Consider the following 16529-nt stretch of genomic DNA (forward strand, 5'->3'; position numbering starts at 1 on the left):
AAATATGTTTACTATCATTATCAGCATTATAATCGTATTAGCAGTACTATTGGTTTTGGTTATACTTTCTCAAAACTCAAAAGGTGGAGTTGGTTCTGCTTTTGGAGGTGGTGCTTCTCAAATCATGGGTGTGACAAAAACTGGTAATATCCTTGAAAAATCTACTTGGGTGTTGGCAATGGCAATCCTTGTGCTTTCTTTGGTATCTTCTGCATTCTATACTTCTTCTAGTTTAGATTCATTTACCTCACCAAATATCGAAAGTGCAAAAAAACAAATTGTAACACCTTCGTTTGATAATTCTGAAGATTTATTGCCAGCCACTCCTACCGAGGAAACAATCCCTTCGGAAGAAGATGGCGACTCAGAATAAGACATAGATATATTCAAAATCAAAGCTCTACCTAAAAAGTAGAGCTTTTTTTATTCTACATTTTTCAGAAGAAGGCGCTTGGTAATTGGTATCAAACTCTCTTGAAGTGGGATCTGATATCTTGAATGAATTCTAAAAGTTGCAGGGTTGGGAAGCTCTTGATAATCTTTTACAAGGCCTAATTTAATATCTTCAAAAGTATTTACTAATGACAGCCTTACATTCTTGATGAATTGAAGCATAATACCTTTGAATTTATCGATGCTATTTTGAAACAAGCTGACTTTGTATTTATAAATCAAAATTTCTTTAGAATCTTCTTGAGACAACATCACATAACCTTCATTCTGATACAAGGGAGAAATCCCAATTGGCTCTATCAACATCTCATTTTCCAGAAAATCATAAATACTTCTCCCCTCTTCAATATAAGATTTAAACTGCGGCAATGAATAATGTACTATTTCCTCCAGGTGCTTCATTGTATCATCATCAATAAAAATAGGCTTATAATTTAGCTTCATATTTTTGAAATCAGGTCCTTCAAGAAGCTTTGGAAAGGAGGCCTTCAATTGATTCTTATCTTCCTCAAAAGATTTTAATTTCCCATAATGATGAATTAGATCAGCCAATGGAGGATACAATTTAACTTGCTTAAAATTTGCCCCCACACCTTTTAGGTAAGCTAGCAAAAGATACTTTTTATATTCAAAATCTATCCATCCTTCAGTGATCCAATTTTCTGACAAGTTTTTCATAGCTTATAGATTTTATTTCACAAATCACATTGTAACCAACACAACAAGTTAAAACCATAAATAAATTTATTGATGAAATGAAATATAGCATTTCTTCAAACCAAAATATCTAAAAGCCTTCCTAATTGAATTGGCATAAAGTGAATTTATACAAAGAAAATTTACTAAATATCTGACATGAAAAAAAAGATTTTTCCGAAAATTTGACAGTTTAAATGTAGGAAACAATTCTTATGACATGAAAGGAATATTTAAAACCGACTTTATGTCAGGAATGGGCTGCATACATCAATTGGCACAAAAAGTGAAATAGGGTAAATCAGAAATATAGAATTAACTAAAATAAAAAATCATAATTATGTCAAACGTGAACATCAAACCTCTTGCAGATAGAGTTCTGGTAGAACCAGCTGCAGCTGAAGAGAAAACCGCTTCTGGACTTTATATCCCAGATACTGCTAAAGAAAAGCCTCAAAAAGGAACAGTTGTAGCCGTAGGTAGTGGCAAAAAAGATGAACCCTTGACTGTCAAAGTGGGTGATACTGTATTGTATGGCAAGTATGCTGGCACTGAAATCCCAGTGGATGGCAAAGATTTTCTTATCATGAGAGAAGCTGACATCTTTGCAATTTTATAATCATCTGTTTTAACACATTCAAAAAACTCAAAATTTAAAAAAAATGTCAAAAGAATTATTTTTCAATACCGACGCAAGAGACAAACTGAAAAAAGGCGTAGATGCTCTTGCAAACGCTGTAAAAGTGACACTTGGTCCTAAAGGTAGAAATGTAATCATCGACAAAAAATTCGGTGCTCCTACCATTACTAAAGATGGTGTATCAGTGGCCAAAGAAATCGAATTGGCTGAGCCAATTGAAAACATGGGTGCACAATTAGTAAAAGAAGTAGCTTCAAAAACTGCTGACAATGCTGGAGATGGAACTACTACTGCAACAGTCTTAACACAAGCAATTTTCAACGTTGGTATCAAAAACGTAGCTGCAGGTGCAAACCCAATGGACCTGAAAAGAGGTATCGACAAAGCCGTTTTGGCTGTTGTTGGTTCATTGAGAGATAGCTCTAAGGCAATCTCTACAGGAAAAGAAATTCAGCAAGTAGCAACAGTTTCTGCAAACAATGACGAAGAGATCGGTAAAATGATTGCTGATGCTATGGAAAAAGTTGGTAAAGATGGTGTAATAACCGTTGAAGAAGCAAAAGGAACTGAAACTGAAGTAAGGACTGTAGAAGGTATGCAGTTTGACAGAGGTTATCTTTCTCCATATTTCACTACCAACACTGAGAAGATGGAAGCAGAATTAGAGAGACCATATATCTTGATCTATGACAAGAAAATCTCTTCCATGAAAGAATTGCTTCCTGTATTGGAGCCAGTAGCACAGACAGGAAAGCCCCTGTTGATCATCGCTGAAGATGTAGATGGTGAAGCTTTAGCTACTTTGGTAGTAAACAAAATAAGAGGTGCACTGAAAGTAGCCGCTGTAAAAGCACCAGGTTTCGGTGACAGAAGAAAAGCTATGTTGGAAGACATCGCTATCCTTACAGGTGGTACAGTAATCTCTGAAGAAAGAGGATACAAACTAGAAAACGCTACAATCGATTACCTTGGAACTGCAGAAAAAATCAACATCGATAAAGATAACACCACTATCGTAAATGGTGCTGGTGATCCTGCCGCTATCCAAGCAAGAATCGCAGAGATTAAATCTCAAATAGAAAAAACAACTTCAGACTACGACAAAGAAAAACTACAAGAAAGATTGGCTAAACTTTCTGGTGGTGTTGCTATCCTATACATAGGAGCTGCTACAGAAGTAGAGATGAAAGAGAAAAAAGACAGAGTTGATGATGCACTTCACGCAACTAGAGCTGCAGTACAAGAAGGTATTGTAGTAGGTGGCGGTGTTGCGCTTGTAAGAGCTGCGGCTGCTTTGGATTCTTTGAAAGGTGAAAATGAAGATCAAGATACAGGTATCAATATCATCAGACAGGCTATAGAATCACCTTTGAGAACAATCGTTGAGAATGCTGGTGGTGAGGGTTCTGTAGTGATCAACAGGATCAAAGAAAACTCAGGAAACTACGGTTACAATGCAAGAACAGATGTTTATGAAGATCTATTTGAAGCGGGTGTAATCGATCCTACAAAAGTTACACGTTTGGCATTAGAAAATGCGGCTTCTATTGCTGCACTACTACTTACTACAGAATGTGTAATAGCAGATGTTAAAGAAGAAGGTTCTTCTATGCCTCCAATGGGTGGCGGAGGAATGGGAGGAATGATGTAATTCATTGCTCTATTAAAACAAAAAAGGGGAGTCTTATAGATTCCCTTTTTTGTTTTAAAATTACCAGAATTAAACCTAAAAAATAAAAGTAAGAGTGAAAAAATACAGAGATTCTATTTTTATCATAAAATTATAATTGTAATTTAGACCAAAGAATATTGTTACCTACCACTTTTCCCATAAGTATATTTAATGCACTCATTTTACTCAATCATTTTAATTGACGATGATCCGATCAACAATCTGATCAATAAGCGATTGATATCGAAAATGAATCTTGCTGATCAGGTAGAAGAGTTTCTTGAAGCTGAAAAGGCACTTGAAAGAATTCAGCGGCTACATATTGAAGAGAATACTTTAATCTTGTTAGACATCAATATGCCTGTAATGAATGGATGGGATTTTCTGAATGAATACCTGAAGGTCTTTCAAGACAGAAAAGATAGAATCGTAATGCTTTCTAGTTCTATCAACTTTCAAGACAGACAAAAAGCTAAACAATACTCCTGTGTCGAAGGCTTTATAGAAAAACCACTGACACCAGATAAATTCAAAATCATTCTTTAAAATGAACTCTTTTTTGGAAACTGAGGAAAATAGAAGTTTGGAATTATATGTTTTTGGTGAGAATCATTTTGAAAAACACCATCTCACTTCACTTGAACAATTGGATCAGAAAATCCAAACTGATAAAAAATGTTGGTTAAATGTGCACAAAGGTCAAGACAAAACCATTTTTAAAGATATTTGCCAGCATTTTGAAATACATCCGGTTGCATTCGATGATATTGACAATGTAGAACAAAGACCTAAACTTGAGGATTTTGACAATTTTATTCTAATTGTGAGTAAAATGCTTTACACAAAAAGTGACATTCATCATTTAGAAAAAGAACAGGTAAGTATTGCTTTCAACAAACATTTGATCATTACATTTCAAGAGAATGAATATGATATTTTTGATCCAATCCGAATTCGTCTTGAAAATCCTAACGGAAAAATGAGGAAATTGGCAACAGATTACTTTGCCTATACCCTACTCGACACCATCATTGATCAATACTATAGTATACTAGAGATGATCAGTAACCAAATAGAGATTCTTGAAGACGACATTGTAAGTCAAAATAAAAAAATAGAGTTAGCTGACATCTACAAACATCGGAAAACTTTACAGGAAATTAAGAGGATAATTTGGCCTACCCGTGAGTTAATTTCATCTTGGAAGAAATCAGATAGTCTTTTTGTAACAAAAAAAACTGGCCCATTTATAAATGATATCTATGAAAACACAGTAGAAATAATAGAAAATCTAGAAATGCAAAGGGAATCCATTACCACTTTGGTGGAAATTTTTATGACAAATATCAGTGTCAAACAAAATGAAGTAATGAAAACACTTACAATCATTGCAACCATATTTATCCCTCTTACTTTTATAGCTGGTGTATATGGGATGAATTTTGAGTACATGCCTGAGTTGGGTTGGAAATACGGCTACATCAGTAGTTGGGCGTTTTTCATTACAGTTTCTATCTTAATGGTGATTTATTTCAAAAGAAAAAACTGGTTTTGATCAAACCAACAAAACAGCTTCACTTTTCTTAGTAATTTTTCAACAATAAGCTTATCATTGCGTGAATTTCACAAATTTGCTATGAATTCAATCAATTTCTGTGTCATCAAAGTTGGCTCGAATGTCTTGACCAACAAAGAAGGAAAGCCTGATTTGGAAAGGATGCATCATCTAGTCTCCGAAATCGCAAGTTTTCACAATAAAGGAATCAAAGTAATCTTGGTCAGTTCAGGTGCGGTTGCCTTTGGAAGAAAAGAAATTCAATTACCTGAAAAACTCAATCCAGTTTTGAAAAAACAAATCTGGGCTTCAACAGGTCAAATTGAATTGATTAAAACATACAAAAAACTATTTGAAGAGCGTAATCTTCAAGTAGCTCAAATTTTGGTGACCAAAGAAGATTTCAGAGATCGAAAGCATTTTTTGAACATGAAAAATTGTGTCCTCGGTCTACTATCTCAGGGAATCATACCTATTATCAATGAAAATGATACCGTAGCCATCACCGAGTTGATGTTTACTGATAACGACGAGCTAGCAAGCTTGTCAGCAGCTATGGTAGATGCTGACACATTGATACTTTTGACCAATGTAAATGGCATCTTCACAGGCCCTCCAGACCATCCTGATTCCGAATTGATCCGTGTAGTGGCTCAACACTCTGAAAATCTCACTACATATATTTCTGCTACTAAATCATCTTTTGGAAGAGGTGGCATGCTCACTAAGCTAAATATGTCTAAAAAATCAGCAGATTTGGGAATTCAGGTTTGTATCGCAAATGGAAAGCAAGACAATATTTTGACTAATATTCTTTCTAAGAATACGAGCTATACTTATTTCGAACCAAAAAAAGCAAAGCAAAGCACAAAAAAATGGCTTGCACATGGAGATCAATACTTCAAAGGAGAAGTAATCATTAATAAAGGAGCTAAATCAGCACTTTTTGATCAGAAAATAAGCAGTCTTTTGCCTGTGGGTGTAATTAGTATTGAAGGAGAATTTAAGAAAGGTGATATTTTAAGGATTTCTGATGAAGAAGGAAATAAAATTGGCCTTGGTAGAGCTGAATACCCTTCAAAAACTGCTTTAGAAAAAATCGGACAAAAAAATCAAAAACCAATCATTCATTACGACTATCTTTATCTTTTTCACCATGAGTAATCCTAACATTATATTTTCACAACTACAAAAATCAGCAAAAAAACTTACTCAAATCAGTCCTGAGCAGATTTCTGAAGTTCTTGAAACACTTGCCAAATTAACTTTAGCAAACATCAACCCTATAATAGACGCCAATCTACTTGACTTACAAAAAATGGATCCAAAAGATCCAAAATACGATAGGTTAATGTTGACCGCAGAGAGGATTGAAAACATTGTCTCAGAAATAAGGCAGATAAAAGGACTAAAAAGTCCAATCGGCGAAGTATTGGAAAAGAAAACACTCGCGAATGGATTGCATTTAAAAAAAGTAAGTGTTCCAATTGGGGTGATTGGAGTCATCTATGAAGCTAGGCCTAATGTGACTTTTGATGTCTTCTGTATCGCATTGAAATCAGGGAATGGATTGGTTCTGAAAGGTAGTTCTGATGCGGAATTTTCCAATAAAGAAATCATGAAAATCATTCATGAAGCTCTTAAAACCCACTGTGTTCCATTGGAAGCATTTATTTTGCTCCCACCCGACCGAAGTGCTACTAGTGAATTATTGGAAGCTGTAGGCTATGTAGATATTATAATCCCAAGAGGAAGCCAACAACTCATAGATTTTGTTCGAAAAAATTCAAAAGTTCCGGTCATTGAGACAGGTGCTGGAATAGTCCATACCTATTTCGACGAATCTGCAGATTTAGACAATGGTAAATCTATAATCTTAAATGCCAAAACAAGGAGACCAAGTGTCTGCAATAGCCTAGATTGTTTGATTATCCATGAAAATAGACTTTCAGATTTGAATGAAATCGTAGAAGGTTTATTGGCGAAAAATGTTGAAATCTTTGCTGACAACAGATCCATTGAGGTGTTGAGGAAACACAGATTGATTAGTCCTGCTAATGAAAATCACTTTGGAACTGAATTTCTATCACTTAAAATGTCAATCAAAACTGTCTCAAATTTAAATGAAGCAATAGATCACATTGATAAATATAGTTCTAAGCATAGTGAAGCAATAATATCAGAATCAGAAGAAAATATTGCTCATTTTTTGAATGTCGTGGATGCTGCGGCTGTTTATGTCAATGCTTCTACAGCATTTACAGATGGAAACCAGTTTGGTATGGGTGCAGAAATTGGAATTAGCACCCAAAAGCTGCACGCCCGTGGCCCGATGGCTTTGAAGGAATTGACATCATACAAATGGATTATTAAAGGAAATGGTCAAATCAGATCTTAATTCTATCTAACCACATTTCTTTTAATTTCAGTCTTTTGCTACCAATTTTCCCTCGAAATCTTCTTTTTCGCAAAAGAAGATTAAATCTGAATTTCATGTAATCATAAAGTATAATAAATACAAGAAAAAGGGAAACCATAAAAAACACTTTGAAGCCCATAGCAAAGTAAATAAGACCTGCTATGATACCTCCCGAAATGTAAGAAACTGCTATCGTGGATAGTAATTTAGCTTTGTCCCTTAGCTGTCTATTCTCCCTGTATTTCTTCTTTGTAAACATTGAAACCAATATGGCCAAATCAGTAGTGAGTCCCGTCATGTGGGTAGTTTTGACAGCAGAATTTGAAATGCTTGCTGTGAGACCATTTTGTAGCCCCATTGCCAATAGCATGATTCCTATCAAAATTTCTGTTTCAAATAATGTCTCTTGATAATAATACAAACCATAAAACCCTACTGAAGACAAGCAAATAATCTCAAGTACCAAAGGCAAAGCATGTGCTATATAATTGGATTTACTACTATTGATTACTAGATAGTTTGCTATGAAACTACCATAAAAAAACAAAAACAACCAAAAGAAAACCATTAATACCTGGCTCCAATTCCCTTTGGCTATTTCCTCAGCTAAGATTGCATAATGACCGGTAACATTTGATGTAAATGCAAAAAAGATTATCAAGGAAGTAACATTTACCATCCCGGCAGAAAAAGCTGTCAAAGAACCTAATTGAAGATTGTCTCTCAATGTTCTTGAACCACTATAATTTCTTAACATAAATTATACTTTTTCAAATGTCAGTTTCACTATACCTCTAGCATTCAGATCAATATGAAAATGCAAAACCATCCTATCTTTATTCAACTCTTTAATGGTATAATATTCATAAACGTTGTTTTCGTGGGTTAGCTTTAAAATATCTCCCTTGCTTTTTAGTTTCCAATCAACGATTTCTTCATTACCGTCTTCAAAATCTACCTTCAGTGTACTATTATCGATAAATTCCCAAACTTCAGCTTTGTGAATAACAAAGCTTTCGCCTAGCTGAACTTTTGTTTGTTCCATCACTTCATCGATTGTCAAAGAATCGGATTGATTCAAAAAATCAACTTTTTCATAGTCCCAAGACACTTCTTTCCAAACTCCTATAATATCATCCGTTGGCTGATTCCCAAACTGAGTAACCATTATAAACAAGGCTATAGCTGATAATCCCAAAGTAATATTCATTAAAATCCCTCTCATACTTCTCTAAATTTATTACTCTTTCGAACTAAAAAACCTATTCCCTATCATTTTAATGTACTTGCATACAAATAAGAAACTCGCTCGTTACAGCTCTTAAGCAACCATCTGTTTTTTAAAAAGGTTCTTTTAGAAATCTCTCTTCAAAACTAAACCTCTTTTAACTAGTTGATTTCTCTCTCCATTGAGGATCGTAAGACAACTTCCCGACTCCATAGAGATAAAGTACTTTAGAGTACCTTAACATGATTGGTATCAACACAATATTAGCTATCATTACTGTAGACACATAGACCCACACCTCTGGGTCATTGAAGAAATAGTTGAGGATAATCAAAACATTCACTACCAATGCAACTGAAAATGCATAACTAATATACATTGCTCCATAAAAAAAGTCTGGTTCTGGAGTCAGAACAGCATTGCAAGTAGGACATTTTTGATGGACATCAGAAAGTTTTCTATAACTTACTATTGAAGTTGGAAAAATACTACCTTCTCTACATCTAGGACAGTTACCATTAATCATGGCTGTAATTAGACTTTTTCTTTTCATTAATTTCGAATATTGCTGATGTAAATATACGAAATCCTTATTTGGCAATCAGTTTATCATCGAATAAACCCAAATTAACTTACAAGACAGGGAAGTTCAAAAACGTGGAAAATCCAATCTTTCGTTTGAAAATGTGCAAGTGAGCTTAAACTGAGCTTAAAGTCACCTTTATTCTTCTAATTTCAAGTCTTTGAACTAGTAAAATCATTCTTTAGATTGACTAATTAAATTTTCTTTTGAATTATTCCTAACTTGTGGCTGTTACAAAAAAAGAAGAAATAACTGATAAACAATGATTTAATTTAAATCCAAACGATAATTAATATACTATAAAAGTACTATACTCGTTGTTGATTGAGTTTCATGGAAATTATATTCTATAAAAAATAGAAATATGATTATACGCTTCTTTGCCAGTAGCTTTAATTCCAAGGTTGATTGCTTGCTTATGTTCAATATCTATGAGTATCTAATATCAATTAATATCGGATCTAAGCTAAATCAAGCTTTTTTTTAGTTAGTGGCAAAGTTCCGTATATCCGTAAATCGAAATTAGGCAAATACCAAAATCAAAGAATTTTATCAAAAACAGGAAATTTTCTGCTTATGCTTATACAAACCATCACCATTACTTTCATTTTATTTATTGGGATTTTTCCAAATCCTAAATATAATGAATCCAATAAACCTACAAGTTCAAACTTATCCATCGAAAACCAGATTTCTGAAATTTACCAGCAACTATATAGCTTTAATGAAAATGTACCTTCAGAAGAAGTTTTTTCTTTGGCTTTAAATGGATGGCTAAAATTGAATGGTGATCTTAATTCAAAATTGTTGACAGTAATTGATTTTAGTCTTCCTTCTACTGAAAAGAGATTATGGATTATAGACCCTGAAAACAGGAAGGTACTCCTGAACTCCGTAGTATCCCATGGTAGAAATTCAGGAGGACTAATTGCCAATGAATTTTCCAATCAACCAGAATCCTTTAAAAGTAGTTTAGGTTTTTATAAAACAGCTGAGACCTATGCTGGCAAGCACGGGTATTCACTGAGATTAGATGGCTTGGAAATTGGGTTTAACGACCAAGCAAGAAACCGTGCAATTGTAATTCACGGAGCGGAATATGCAAGAGAAGAGTTTGCAGCTACTGTTGGTCGTTTGGGTAGAAGTTTGGGATGTCCAGCGTTACCTACTGAATTATCTACGCAAGCAATCAACCTAATCAAGGATGGGTCACTTTTGTTTATTTTCGCAAATGACCTTCAATACTTGAATAAATCTAGGTTAATCCAAGCTTGATCTAAGTTTTCCCGTGGTATTTCTGAGCGCACTTAAAAGTGCTGAATCTCGATCATAAACATCTGATCTGAAATTGGCTTTCCCATTTTCATCTGCCCAAAATGTCATATAGATCAGGACTACTGGTATCTTTCTGTCTAGATCCACTACCATTTCTTCTTTCAAATTCATAGCTTCTTTGATTTTTTCATCATCCCAAGATTTTTCCTTCAAGAGAATTTTTGCGAATTGTTCTGGGTTTTGAATTCTGATACACCCGTGACTCAAAGCCCTTGACTCAAGTGAGAATAGGTTTCTGGCAGGGGTATCATGAATGTAAATATTGTATTCGTTAGGAAACATAAATTTCACTAATCCCAAAGAGTTATCACCGCCAGGTTTTTGCCTAATTCGGTATGGAAATTCTTCAATTTCTGCATTCCAATTTATAGTATTCATCTTTACTACTTCCCCAGAGCCAGCGATTATTTCCATCTTTTTCTCAGTCAAATAGCTTTTATTCTTCTTGATAGATGGTATTATTTCTTCTTTCGTGATTGACTCTGGAATATTCCAATAGGGGCTAAAAACAATATAGGTCATTGGAGCTGTGAAAGTAGGTGATTCATTATATTCCTTACCTACAATTACTTTAGCCGTAAACACAGTATCTGATTTTTTTAGATAGTCCAATTGGTAATTTGCGATATTGACCAATACCATTTCTTGATCCCACTCTATTTTAGGCATCCATCTCAATCGCTCCATATTTATAGACGCTATATCTATCAAATTTTGTGGAGAATTGTTTAGAGATTCAGCTACCCTCGCACCTATTACGCCATCAGGATTCATACCGTTGGAATTCTGATATTCCTGAAGACCTCTAAACATTGTCGAATCGAAGAGCGTAGGGTCTTTCAAGTCATACGGAGAAATGAAACCCCAAAAAATCAATCGCTGCCTTAAAACTGGAATTGCTTTATTTTTTTCTCCTACCTTAATTGCTTCTGCTACATTTTCAAACTCCCAATTGAGTGTGTCATTCATTTGTATTTCATACAGGGATTTCAATGCTTCCCTTCCATTTTTGTAGAGCTCAAAATCTTTATACAAATTTGAAAAAACCTTATTGACAGAGCTTCCATCTGTCACTTCTTCTAAAAGGGATAAATAATTTACATTTGTTTTTTTCAAATCAAATTTCCAGTTCGGATCTAATGTCGAGGGGTCAACTTTACCATTGACCAAATCGTGGGAAAGTTTGAAAAAACTATCAGTCAGTAAAAGTTCTATTTTAACTTTTTGATCCTTAGTTAATTTATTGAACTTGACATCCTCTTCTCCAGGATTGGATGAAAGTTCAAGTATCTTAATTAGATTATAATCATTTGGTTGTAACCCATCATACTTGGAATCTGAAATTTGAGAGATCATCTCTTCACCCAAGCTGGACAGCTTTCCATTAAAAAACCACAGTTCGAGATAATCTCGATTAAAATAAAAATCATTGATATCATTTTTGAAATTGGAGTTTTCTAAAATCTCATTATCAACTTCTTCAAGACTTAAGCGAAGTTCTTCGGTAAAATCTATTCTACGCTGATTGAAAAACCAAAAAAGCCCAATTCCAATGATCAATACTAAAGAAATTGCAATTAATGTTTTCTTATTCATAAAAATAATTTTGTTTGATCTCATTAACATCAAATTTCGTACTTAGAAAACCACAAAATCGAAAAGAGAAATATCTTATTAGTAATCAAAACCTTACCTAAGTATATACATAAAATCAAAGTACCGTGAGAACTCTATCAGTATTTAAAATTTCCCAAATTGGGGAGAATACCATTTGCTAAAAGCTAAAAATCCAAAAGCAAAAAGAAATGCTTCATTGATAACATAACTTACTCATCTGGATCAATTGATTCAGATTTTATAACATTGATCTACATCTATACAAATCAATATGTTTAAATAACTTATATTTGCTGTATGTTTAGAAAGTTGAATAAAAATCTACTGATCAAGTGGGTAAATTACCTTTTGATTATAAATTTTATCAATTTAACCGCGAACTTTTATTGCGGGACCAACTCCTTTTCTTCAGATCTTTACTATTCGGATCCAATTGACACTTTGGCTGAAATCATAGTAGAATACATTTTTGAAATGGATGACGAGATTATTCCAGATACCGATGTTCCAAATGAAAAAAGAAAAATTCCAGATATTAAATTAGCTTTTACGCAGTTTCTCTTCATAACCAATATTCATTCAACTATTGTAACAAATGATTGGGTGAATAATCAAAACTTTAAGACATTGGGAATGACGTACGAGATCTGTTCGCCTCCTCCAGAGTTTAACCAATATTTTTTATAATATTTCAGGCGTTAGCCTGAGAGTAGAAAAGTGCTTTTGAACAAAAGCTACAAATCTTATTTACAATAAATAATAAATTTCAACTAATGGAGAATATTTTCAAAGGCATATTGCTATGTCTTTTGCTATGCAATGCCACAAAGAGCTACTCTCAAGTATCAGAACAAGATAGTACAAAACAAGAAAGGGTCCAATTAGACAGTATCTTTCTTGCAGAATTTGAAGAAACAAAACCAACTCAAAAACCTAAAGTGCTTCATGCGGAGCCATTGTACATTGATTTGATCCGTGACTTAGGAGCAAGAAAAGGTGAAAAGGAATGGAACGTCGGAGCAGGAATGACGGATAAGAGAGGGTTTGACGAGTATGAGCTTTTGGTGGAATATGAATGGGCTCCTATAGATCGATTGGGGTTTGAAATAGAGGTACCAGTCACTTTATTTTCTACTAGAGGAGATTTGTCACAAAACTTAGAAAGGCCATCCAATCGAGTAGAATCCCTCAAATTAGCTACTCAATGGTCATTCTTAGTTTCTGAAAAAGCAAAAACATCATTAGCAGTAGGATACATTCACGAATTTGAATTTGTAGATCTCAACAAAATGACACGAGGTGAAATATTCAACGGCAATGTTTTCAACCCTTTCTTTATCGCAGCAAAAAGATGGGGGAGCAATTACCATACTTTGGTCTATACAGGACCACGAATCCTCAAAGAATTCAATCACAAATCTGAGTTATCATATGAAATCCACTCAAATTTCCACTACATGATTCCCGGCACCAGAAACTTTATTGGCTTAGAATTCAACAAGGAGTTTCATCATAACGAGTTTATTGGCATATTACGCCCCCAAATGCGGGTTGGTTTGGCAGAGAATTTAATGGTTGGTATTGTCACAGGAATACCTGTAAGTGGAAATGACAGAAGTATGAGTTCTTTCGTACGGATTATATATGAGCCTGGTTTTAAGACTTTTCATTAAATGAAGTAATAAAAATTAATATTATGACTATCCGCTTTCTTGCACATAGCTAAACATAGATTGTCAGATGAACGATTTGTGGTTTTGTTGACTTTGACCTGTTGTCTGCTGACGAATATCCGGAACCTACAAAGGTACTTCTTACCCAATGTGCAACATTGCGGATACTCATGATTATTTTACTTATCTTTTCAATTCTCCTAACTTAAGTAATAGAATAATATCAGAAAACACTTTTGATTTTTAATTTTATTACTTAAGTTAGATTCCTTTAGTTGATTTTTTAATATATTTAGCCAGTCAATCTCAAGTTTATGAACCTAATCAATCCAAAAAAAACCCTAGAATCTAAAGAAGGTGTCGTTGAAGTAAAAAATTACATCAACAAAATCAAACTTATCAAAAACCTCTATACTAAAGGAAGTAACACTGCGGGAGAGATTTGTAGCGAAGTAGGCATTAGCTTACCAACTGTAAATTCACTCTTGACAGATTTGATCAAGTCCGGAGAGATTGTCAAAGACGGAAGAGCACAATCTCAGGGAGGGCGAAAACCAGATCTTTATAGATTATCTGATGATTCATTTTATATTGTTTCTATAGACATCAACAAATACAATATCACTGCTGCAATTTATGGCAGTGATAACAAAGCCGTGACTGAGGCTAAAACACTTAAAATCAAGCTTAATAATGAAGAAGAAACCTTTGATAAAATATGCGATTTTTTGGAAGAAATCATAAGAGAATCGGGCTATGAAAATGATAAAATAATAGCAATAGGTATCTCAATGCCAGGAATGATAGATTCGATAAATGGTATAAACCATACTTATCTAAATTTTGGAAAACTTAACCTAGTCGCAAATTTTGAACAAAGACTTAATAAAAAAGTGTTTCTTGAAAATGATGCACGAGCAATGACTCTCGCTGAATTCAAATTTGGACATAATGAAGGGTATAAAAATGTACTTGGGATATTTATAGGCTGGGGAATAGGTCTAGGAATAATGATAGATGGGAAAATTTATCAAGGTGCGTCTGGATTTGCGGGTGAATTTAGCCACTCTCCTATTTTTGAATCATCTGATATTACTTGCGCATGTGGAAAAAAAGGATGTCTTGATTCAATAGCATCTGGAACAGCTATTGTAAAGAAAGCGAAAGAAGCTGTCATTACCGATATGGAATCTATTCTCGCAAGAATGGCTAATGAAAATGAAATGACACCAGAATTGGTTGTCAATGCCGCTCTTGCAGGAGATCAAAGAGCTATCACGATTCTTAGTCAAGTAGGGCTTGATTTAGGCAGAGGTATATCAATATTGATCCAACTACTCAATCCAAAACTAATTATATTGGGAGGAATTGTTGCTGAAGCAAAACACTACCTTACTACCCCTATTCAACAAGCTCTAAACATTTATAGCATGGCAAAATCAAGGGAAAATACTGAAATCACCCTTTACAAATTAGGAAGAGAAGTTGGTCTTCTTGGCGGGGTAGCAATTGTCAACGATAAAATATTTGAAGACATTATACAGTCCTAAATGTTGAACCCCTTTTCACCAACTTATTTGACAATTCAATCTTCATAACTTCTGTTGATTCCACACCATTGAGTTGATGGAGGATACCATTCATCAGACTTTCTGCAATCTGCTCAATAGGCTGAGCAATAGCTGATATACTTGGCTGATGAAGTCCAAAGAAAAAATGATCATCAAAAGACAATACCTGCAAATCTTCAGGTATCAAAACCTCCATTTTTCTAAACGCATGCAAACCTTCAAATGCCAGATAATTTGTAGCAAAAAAAACAGCATCTACCTTTTCATGTGATTTTAGAAAGTCTATAATCTGATCTCCCATGAAATCCGGGGACGAAGTGTGAAATGGCTCTTCAAAAACCAATGATTCTAAACCATGCTTTTTCATAGCGCTTTTGTACCCACTAAGCCTATCCTGCATCTGTGTCTGCTCTGATTCTAGTGTCACAAATACAATTCTCTTACATCCGTTTTGAATTAAGTATTCTGTTCCTTCGTAGCAACTCTTTTCATTTTCTACTATCACATGACTACATTCTACTGATGGAATCCACCTGTCAAAAAGAATCACGGCAAAATTTTCTGATAGCAGAGTTTTAATTTCACCTTCTAAGCCGAGTGTTGGCGTAATGATAAAGCCATCAACATTCCTGTTTTTGAATGTCTGAATCAATTCTATTGCTTTATCAGCATCATTCTCTGTACTGCAATAGATGATCTTATAGCCGCTTTTATATGCTCTTTCCTCTATTAACCTTGCAATATTTGAAAAGAACGAGTTTGAAATGTCTTCTACCATAAACACAATGACTTTTGATTTTCCAGATCTCAAACTTTGCGCGAGGTAATTAGGGCGATAGCCAACTTTTGCCACATAATCCTCCACAGTTTTAATCATGGTCTCACTTATACGTTTTTCTTTGGCTTTGCCATTGATTATAAATGAAATCGTTGTGATAGAAATACCCAACTCTTTTGCAATATCCTTAATAGAGATCTTCTTCTTCGTCATTACAATTCTATTTTTCTTAGACTAAGCAAATCTATAGTCAAAAATCGAATTTTAGCTAAAATTTTTAGCTAAATATCCAGAAATAAATGTGAACAT

At 34.2% G+C, this 16529-nt stretch carries 17 protein-coding genes; 11 read left to right on the forward strand and 6 right to left on the reverse strand.

Annotated features, from left to right (window positions below; genetic code table 11):
- Nucleotides 1-4 precede the first annotated feature (4 nt).
- A complete protein-coding gene (gene secG / locus MM213_RS12015) occupies nt 5-373 on the forward strand; it encodes a preprotein translocase subunit SecG (protein ID WP_241412599.1) in 369 nt (122 codons plus the stop codon).
- Between the two features lie 50 nt (nt 374-423).
- Here secG and MM213_RS12020 read toward each other — a convergent pair whose 3' ends face one another.
- Nucleotides 424-1131, reverse strand: coding sequence for a hypothetical protein (locus tag MM213_RS12020; RefSeq protein WP_241412601.1), 708 nt, complete (start codon nt 1129-1131; stop codon nt 424-426).
- A 358-nt stretch (nt 1132-1489) separates the two neighbouring features.
- Here MM213_RS12020 and MM213_RS12025 point away from each other — a divergent pair, with 358 nt between their 5' ends.
- The 6 genes from MM213_RS12025 to MM213_RS12050 all read left to right on the forward strand — a co-directional run bounded on the left by MM213_RS12025 (nt 1490) and on the right by MM213_RS12050 (nt 7414).
- Nucleotides 1490-1768 (forward strand): co-chaperone GroES, encoded by a 279-nt coding sequence (locus tag MM213_RS12025; RefSeq protein WP_241272886.1) that lies wholly within the window; start codon nt 1490-1492, stop codon nt 1766-1768.
- 43 nt (nt 1769-1811) lie between these two features.
- Complete coding sequence (gene groL, locus MM213_RS12030; RefSeq protein ID WP_241412603.1) at nt 1812-3440, forward strand: chaperonin GroEL; 1629 nt, start codon at nt 1812-1814, stop codon at nt 3438-3440.
- A gap of 192 nt (nt 3441-3632) precedes the next feature.
- The gene (locus tag MM213_RS12035; RefSeq protein WP_241412605.1) at nt 3633-4007 is read left to right on the forward strand and encodes a response regulator; all 375 of its coding nucleotides are present in this window, start codon (nt 3633-3635) and stop codon (nt 4005-4007) included.
- 1 nt (nt 4008) lies between these two features.
- Nucleotides 4009-5016, forward strand: coding sequence for a magnesium/cobalt transporter CorA (gene corA, locus MM213_RS12040; protein WP_241412607.1), 1008 nt, complete (start codon nt 4009-4011; stop codon nt 5014-5016).
- Nucleotides 5017-5097: 81 nt separating this feature from the next.
- Entirely contained in the window at nt 5098-6180 is a 1083-nt protein-coding gene (gene proB, locus MM213_RS12045) for a glutamate 5-kinase (protein ID WP_241412609.1), read from the forward strand.
- Nucleotides 6173-7414, forward strand: coding sequence for a glutamate-5-semialdehyde dehydrogenase (locus tag MM213_RS12050; RefSeq protein WP_241412611.1), 1242 nt, complete (start codon nt 6173-6175; stop codon nt 7412-7414). The genes proB and MM213_RS12050 overlap by 8 nt, the downstream gene beginning before the upstream one ends.
- On the opposite strand, the gene MM213_RS12055 is transcribed toward MM213_RS12050, so the two are convergent.
- The 3 genes from MM213_RS12055 to MM213_RS12065 all read right to left on the reverse strand — a co-directional run bounded on the left by MM213_RS12055 (nt 7404) and on the right by MM213_RS12065 (nt 9216).
- A complete protein-coding gene (locus MM213_RS12055; RefSeq protein WP_241412612.1) occupies nt 7404-8192 on the reverse strand; it encodes a YoaK family protein in 789 nt (262 codons plus the stop codon). The two genes, MM213_RS12050 and MM213_RS12055, sit on opposite strands and share 11 nt — an antisense overlap.
- Before the next feature lie 3 nt (nt 8193-8195).
- A complete protein-coding gene (locus MM213_RS12060; protein WP_241412613.1) occupies nt 8196-8660 on the reverse strand; it encodes a hypothetical protein in 465 nt (154 codons plus the stop codon).
- A gap of 160 nt (nt 8661-8820) precedes the next feature.
- Nucleotides 8821-9216, reverse strand: coding sequence for a DUF983 domain-containing protein (locus MM213_RS12065; RefSeq protein WP_241412614.1), 396 nt, complete (start codon nt 9214-9216; stop codon nt 8821-8823).
- Nucleotides 9217-9822: 606 nt separating this feature from the next.
- On the opposite strand from MM213_RS12065, the gene MM213_RS12070 reads away from it, so the two are divergent.
- The gene (locus MM213_RS12070; protein ID WP_241412615.1) at nt 9823-10521 is read left to right on the forward strand and encodes a murein L,D-transpeptidase catalytic domain family protein; all 699 of its coding nucleotides are present in this window, start codon (nt 9823-9825) and stop codon (nt 10519-10521) included.
- On the opposite strand, the gene MM213_RS12075 is transcribed toward MM213_RS12070, so the two are convergent.
- Nucleotides 10507-12177, reverse strand: a complete 1671-nt coding sequence (locus MM213_RS12075; protein WP_241412616.1) for a L,D-transpeptidase family protein — start codon at nt 12175-12177, stop codon at nt 10507-10509. The two genes, MM213_RS12070 and MM213_RS12075, sit on opposite strands and share 15 nt — an antisense overlap.
- Before the next feature lie 462 nt (nt 12178-12639).
- Here MM213_RS12075 and MM213_RS12080 point away from each other — a divergent pair, with 462 nt between their 5' ends.
- The 3 genes from MM213_RS12080 (at nt 12640) to MM213_RS12090 (ending at nt 15421) form a co-directional block, all read left to right on the forward strand.
- Nucleotides 12640-12885: a hypothetical protein gene (locus tag MM213_RS12080; protein ID WP_241412617.1), complete on the forward strand. Its 246-nt coding sequence runs from the start codon at nt 12640-12642 to the stop codon at nt 12883-12885.
- A gap of 86 nt (nt 12886-12971) precedes the next feature.
- Nucleotides 12972-13871 carry an HAEPLYID family protein gene (locus MM213_RS12085; protein WP_241412618.1) on the forward strand — a complete coding sequence of 300 codons (900 nt, stop codon included), beginning with the start codon at nt 12972-12974 and terminating at the stop codon, nt 13869-13871.
- 314 nt (nt 13872-14185) lie between these two features.
- Entirely contained in the window at nt 14186-15421 is a 1236-nt protein-coding gene (locus MM213_RS12090; protein WP_241412619.1) for an ROK family protein, read from the forward strand.
- Here MM213_RS12090 and MM213_RS12095 read toward each other — a convergent pair.
- Nucleotides 15408-16433 carry a LacI family DNA-binding transcriptional regulator gene (locus MM213_RS12095; protein ID WP_241412620.1) on the reverse strand — a complete coding sequence of 342 codons (1026 nt, stop codon included), beginning with the start codon at nt 16431-16433 and terminating at the stop codon, nt 15408-15410. The genes MM213_RS12090 and MM213_RS12095 overlap by 14 nt on opposite strands.
- Nucleotides 16434-16529: the final 96 nt, after the last annotated feature.

The sequence above is a fragment of the Belliella alkalica genome (assembly GCF_022549785.1).
GTDB classification, from domain to species: Bacteria; Bacteroidota; Bacteroidia; order Cytophagales; family Cyclobacteriaceae; genus Belliella; species Belliella alkalica.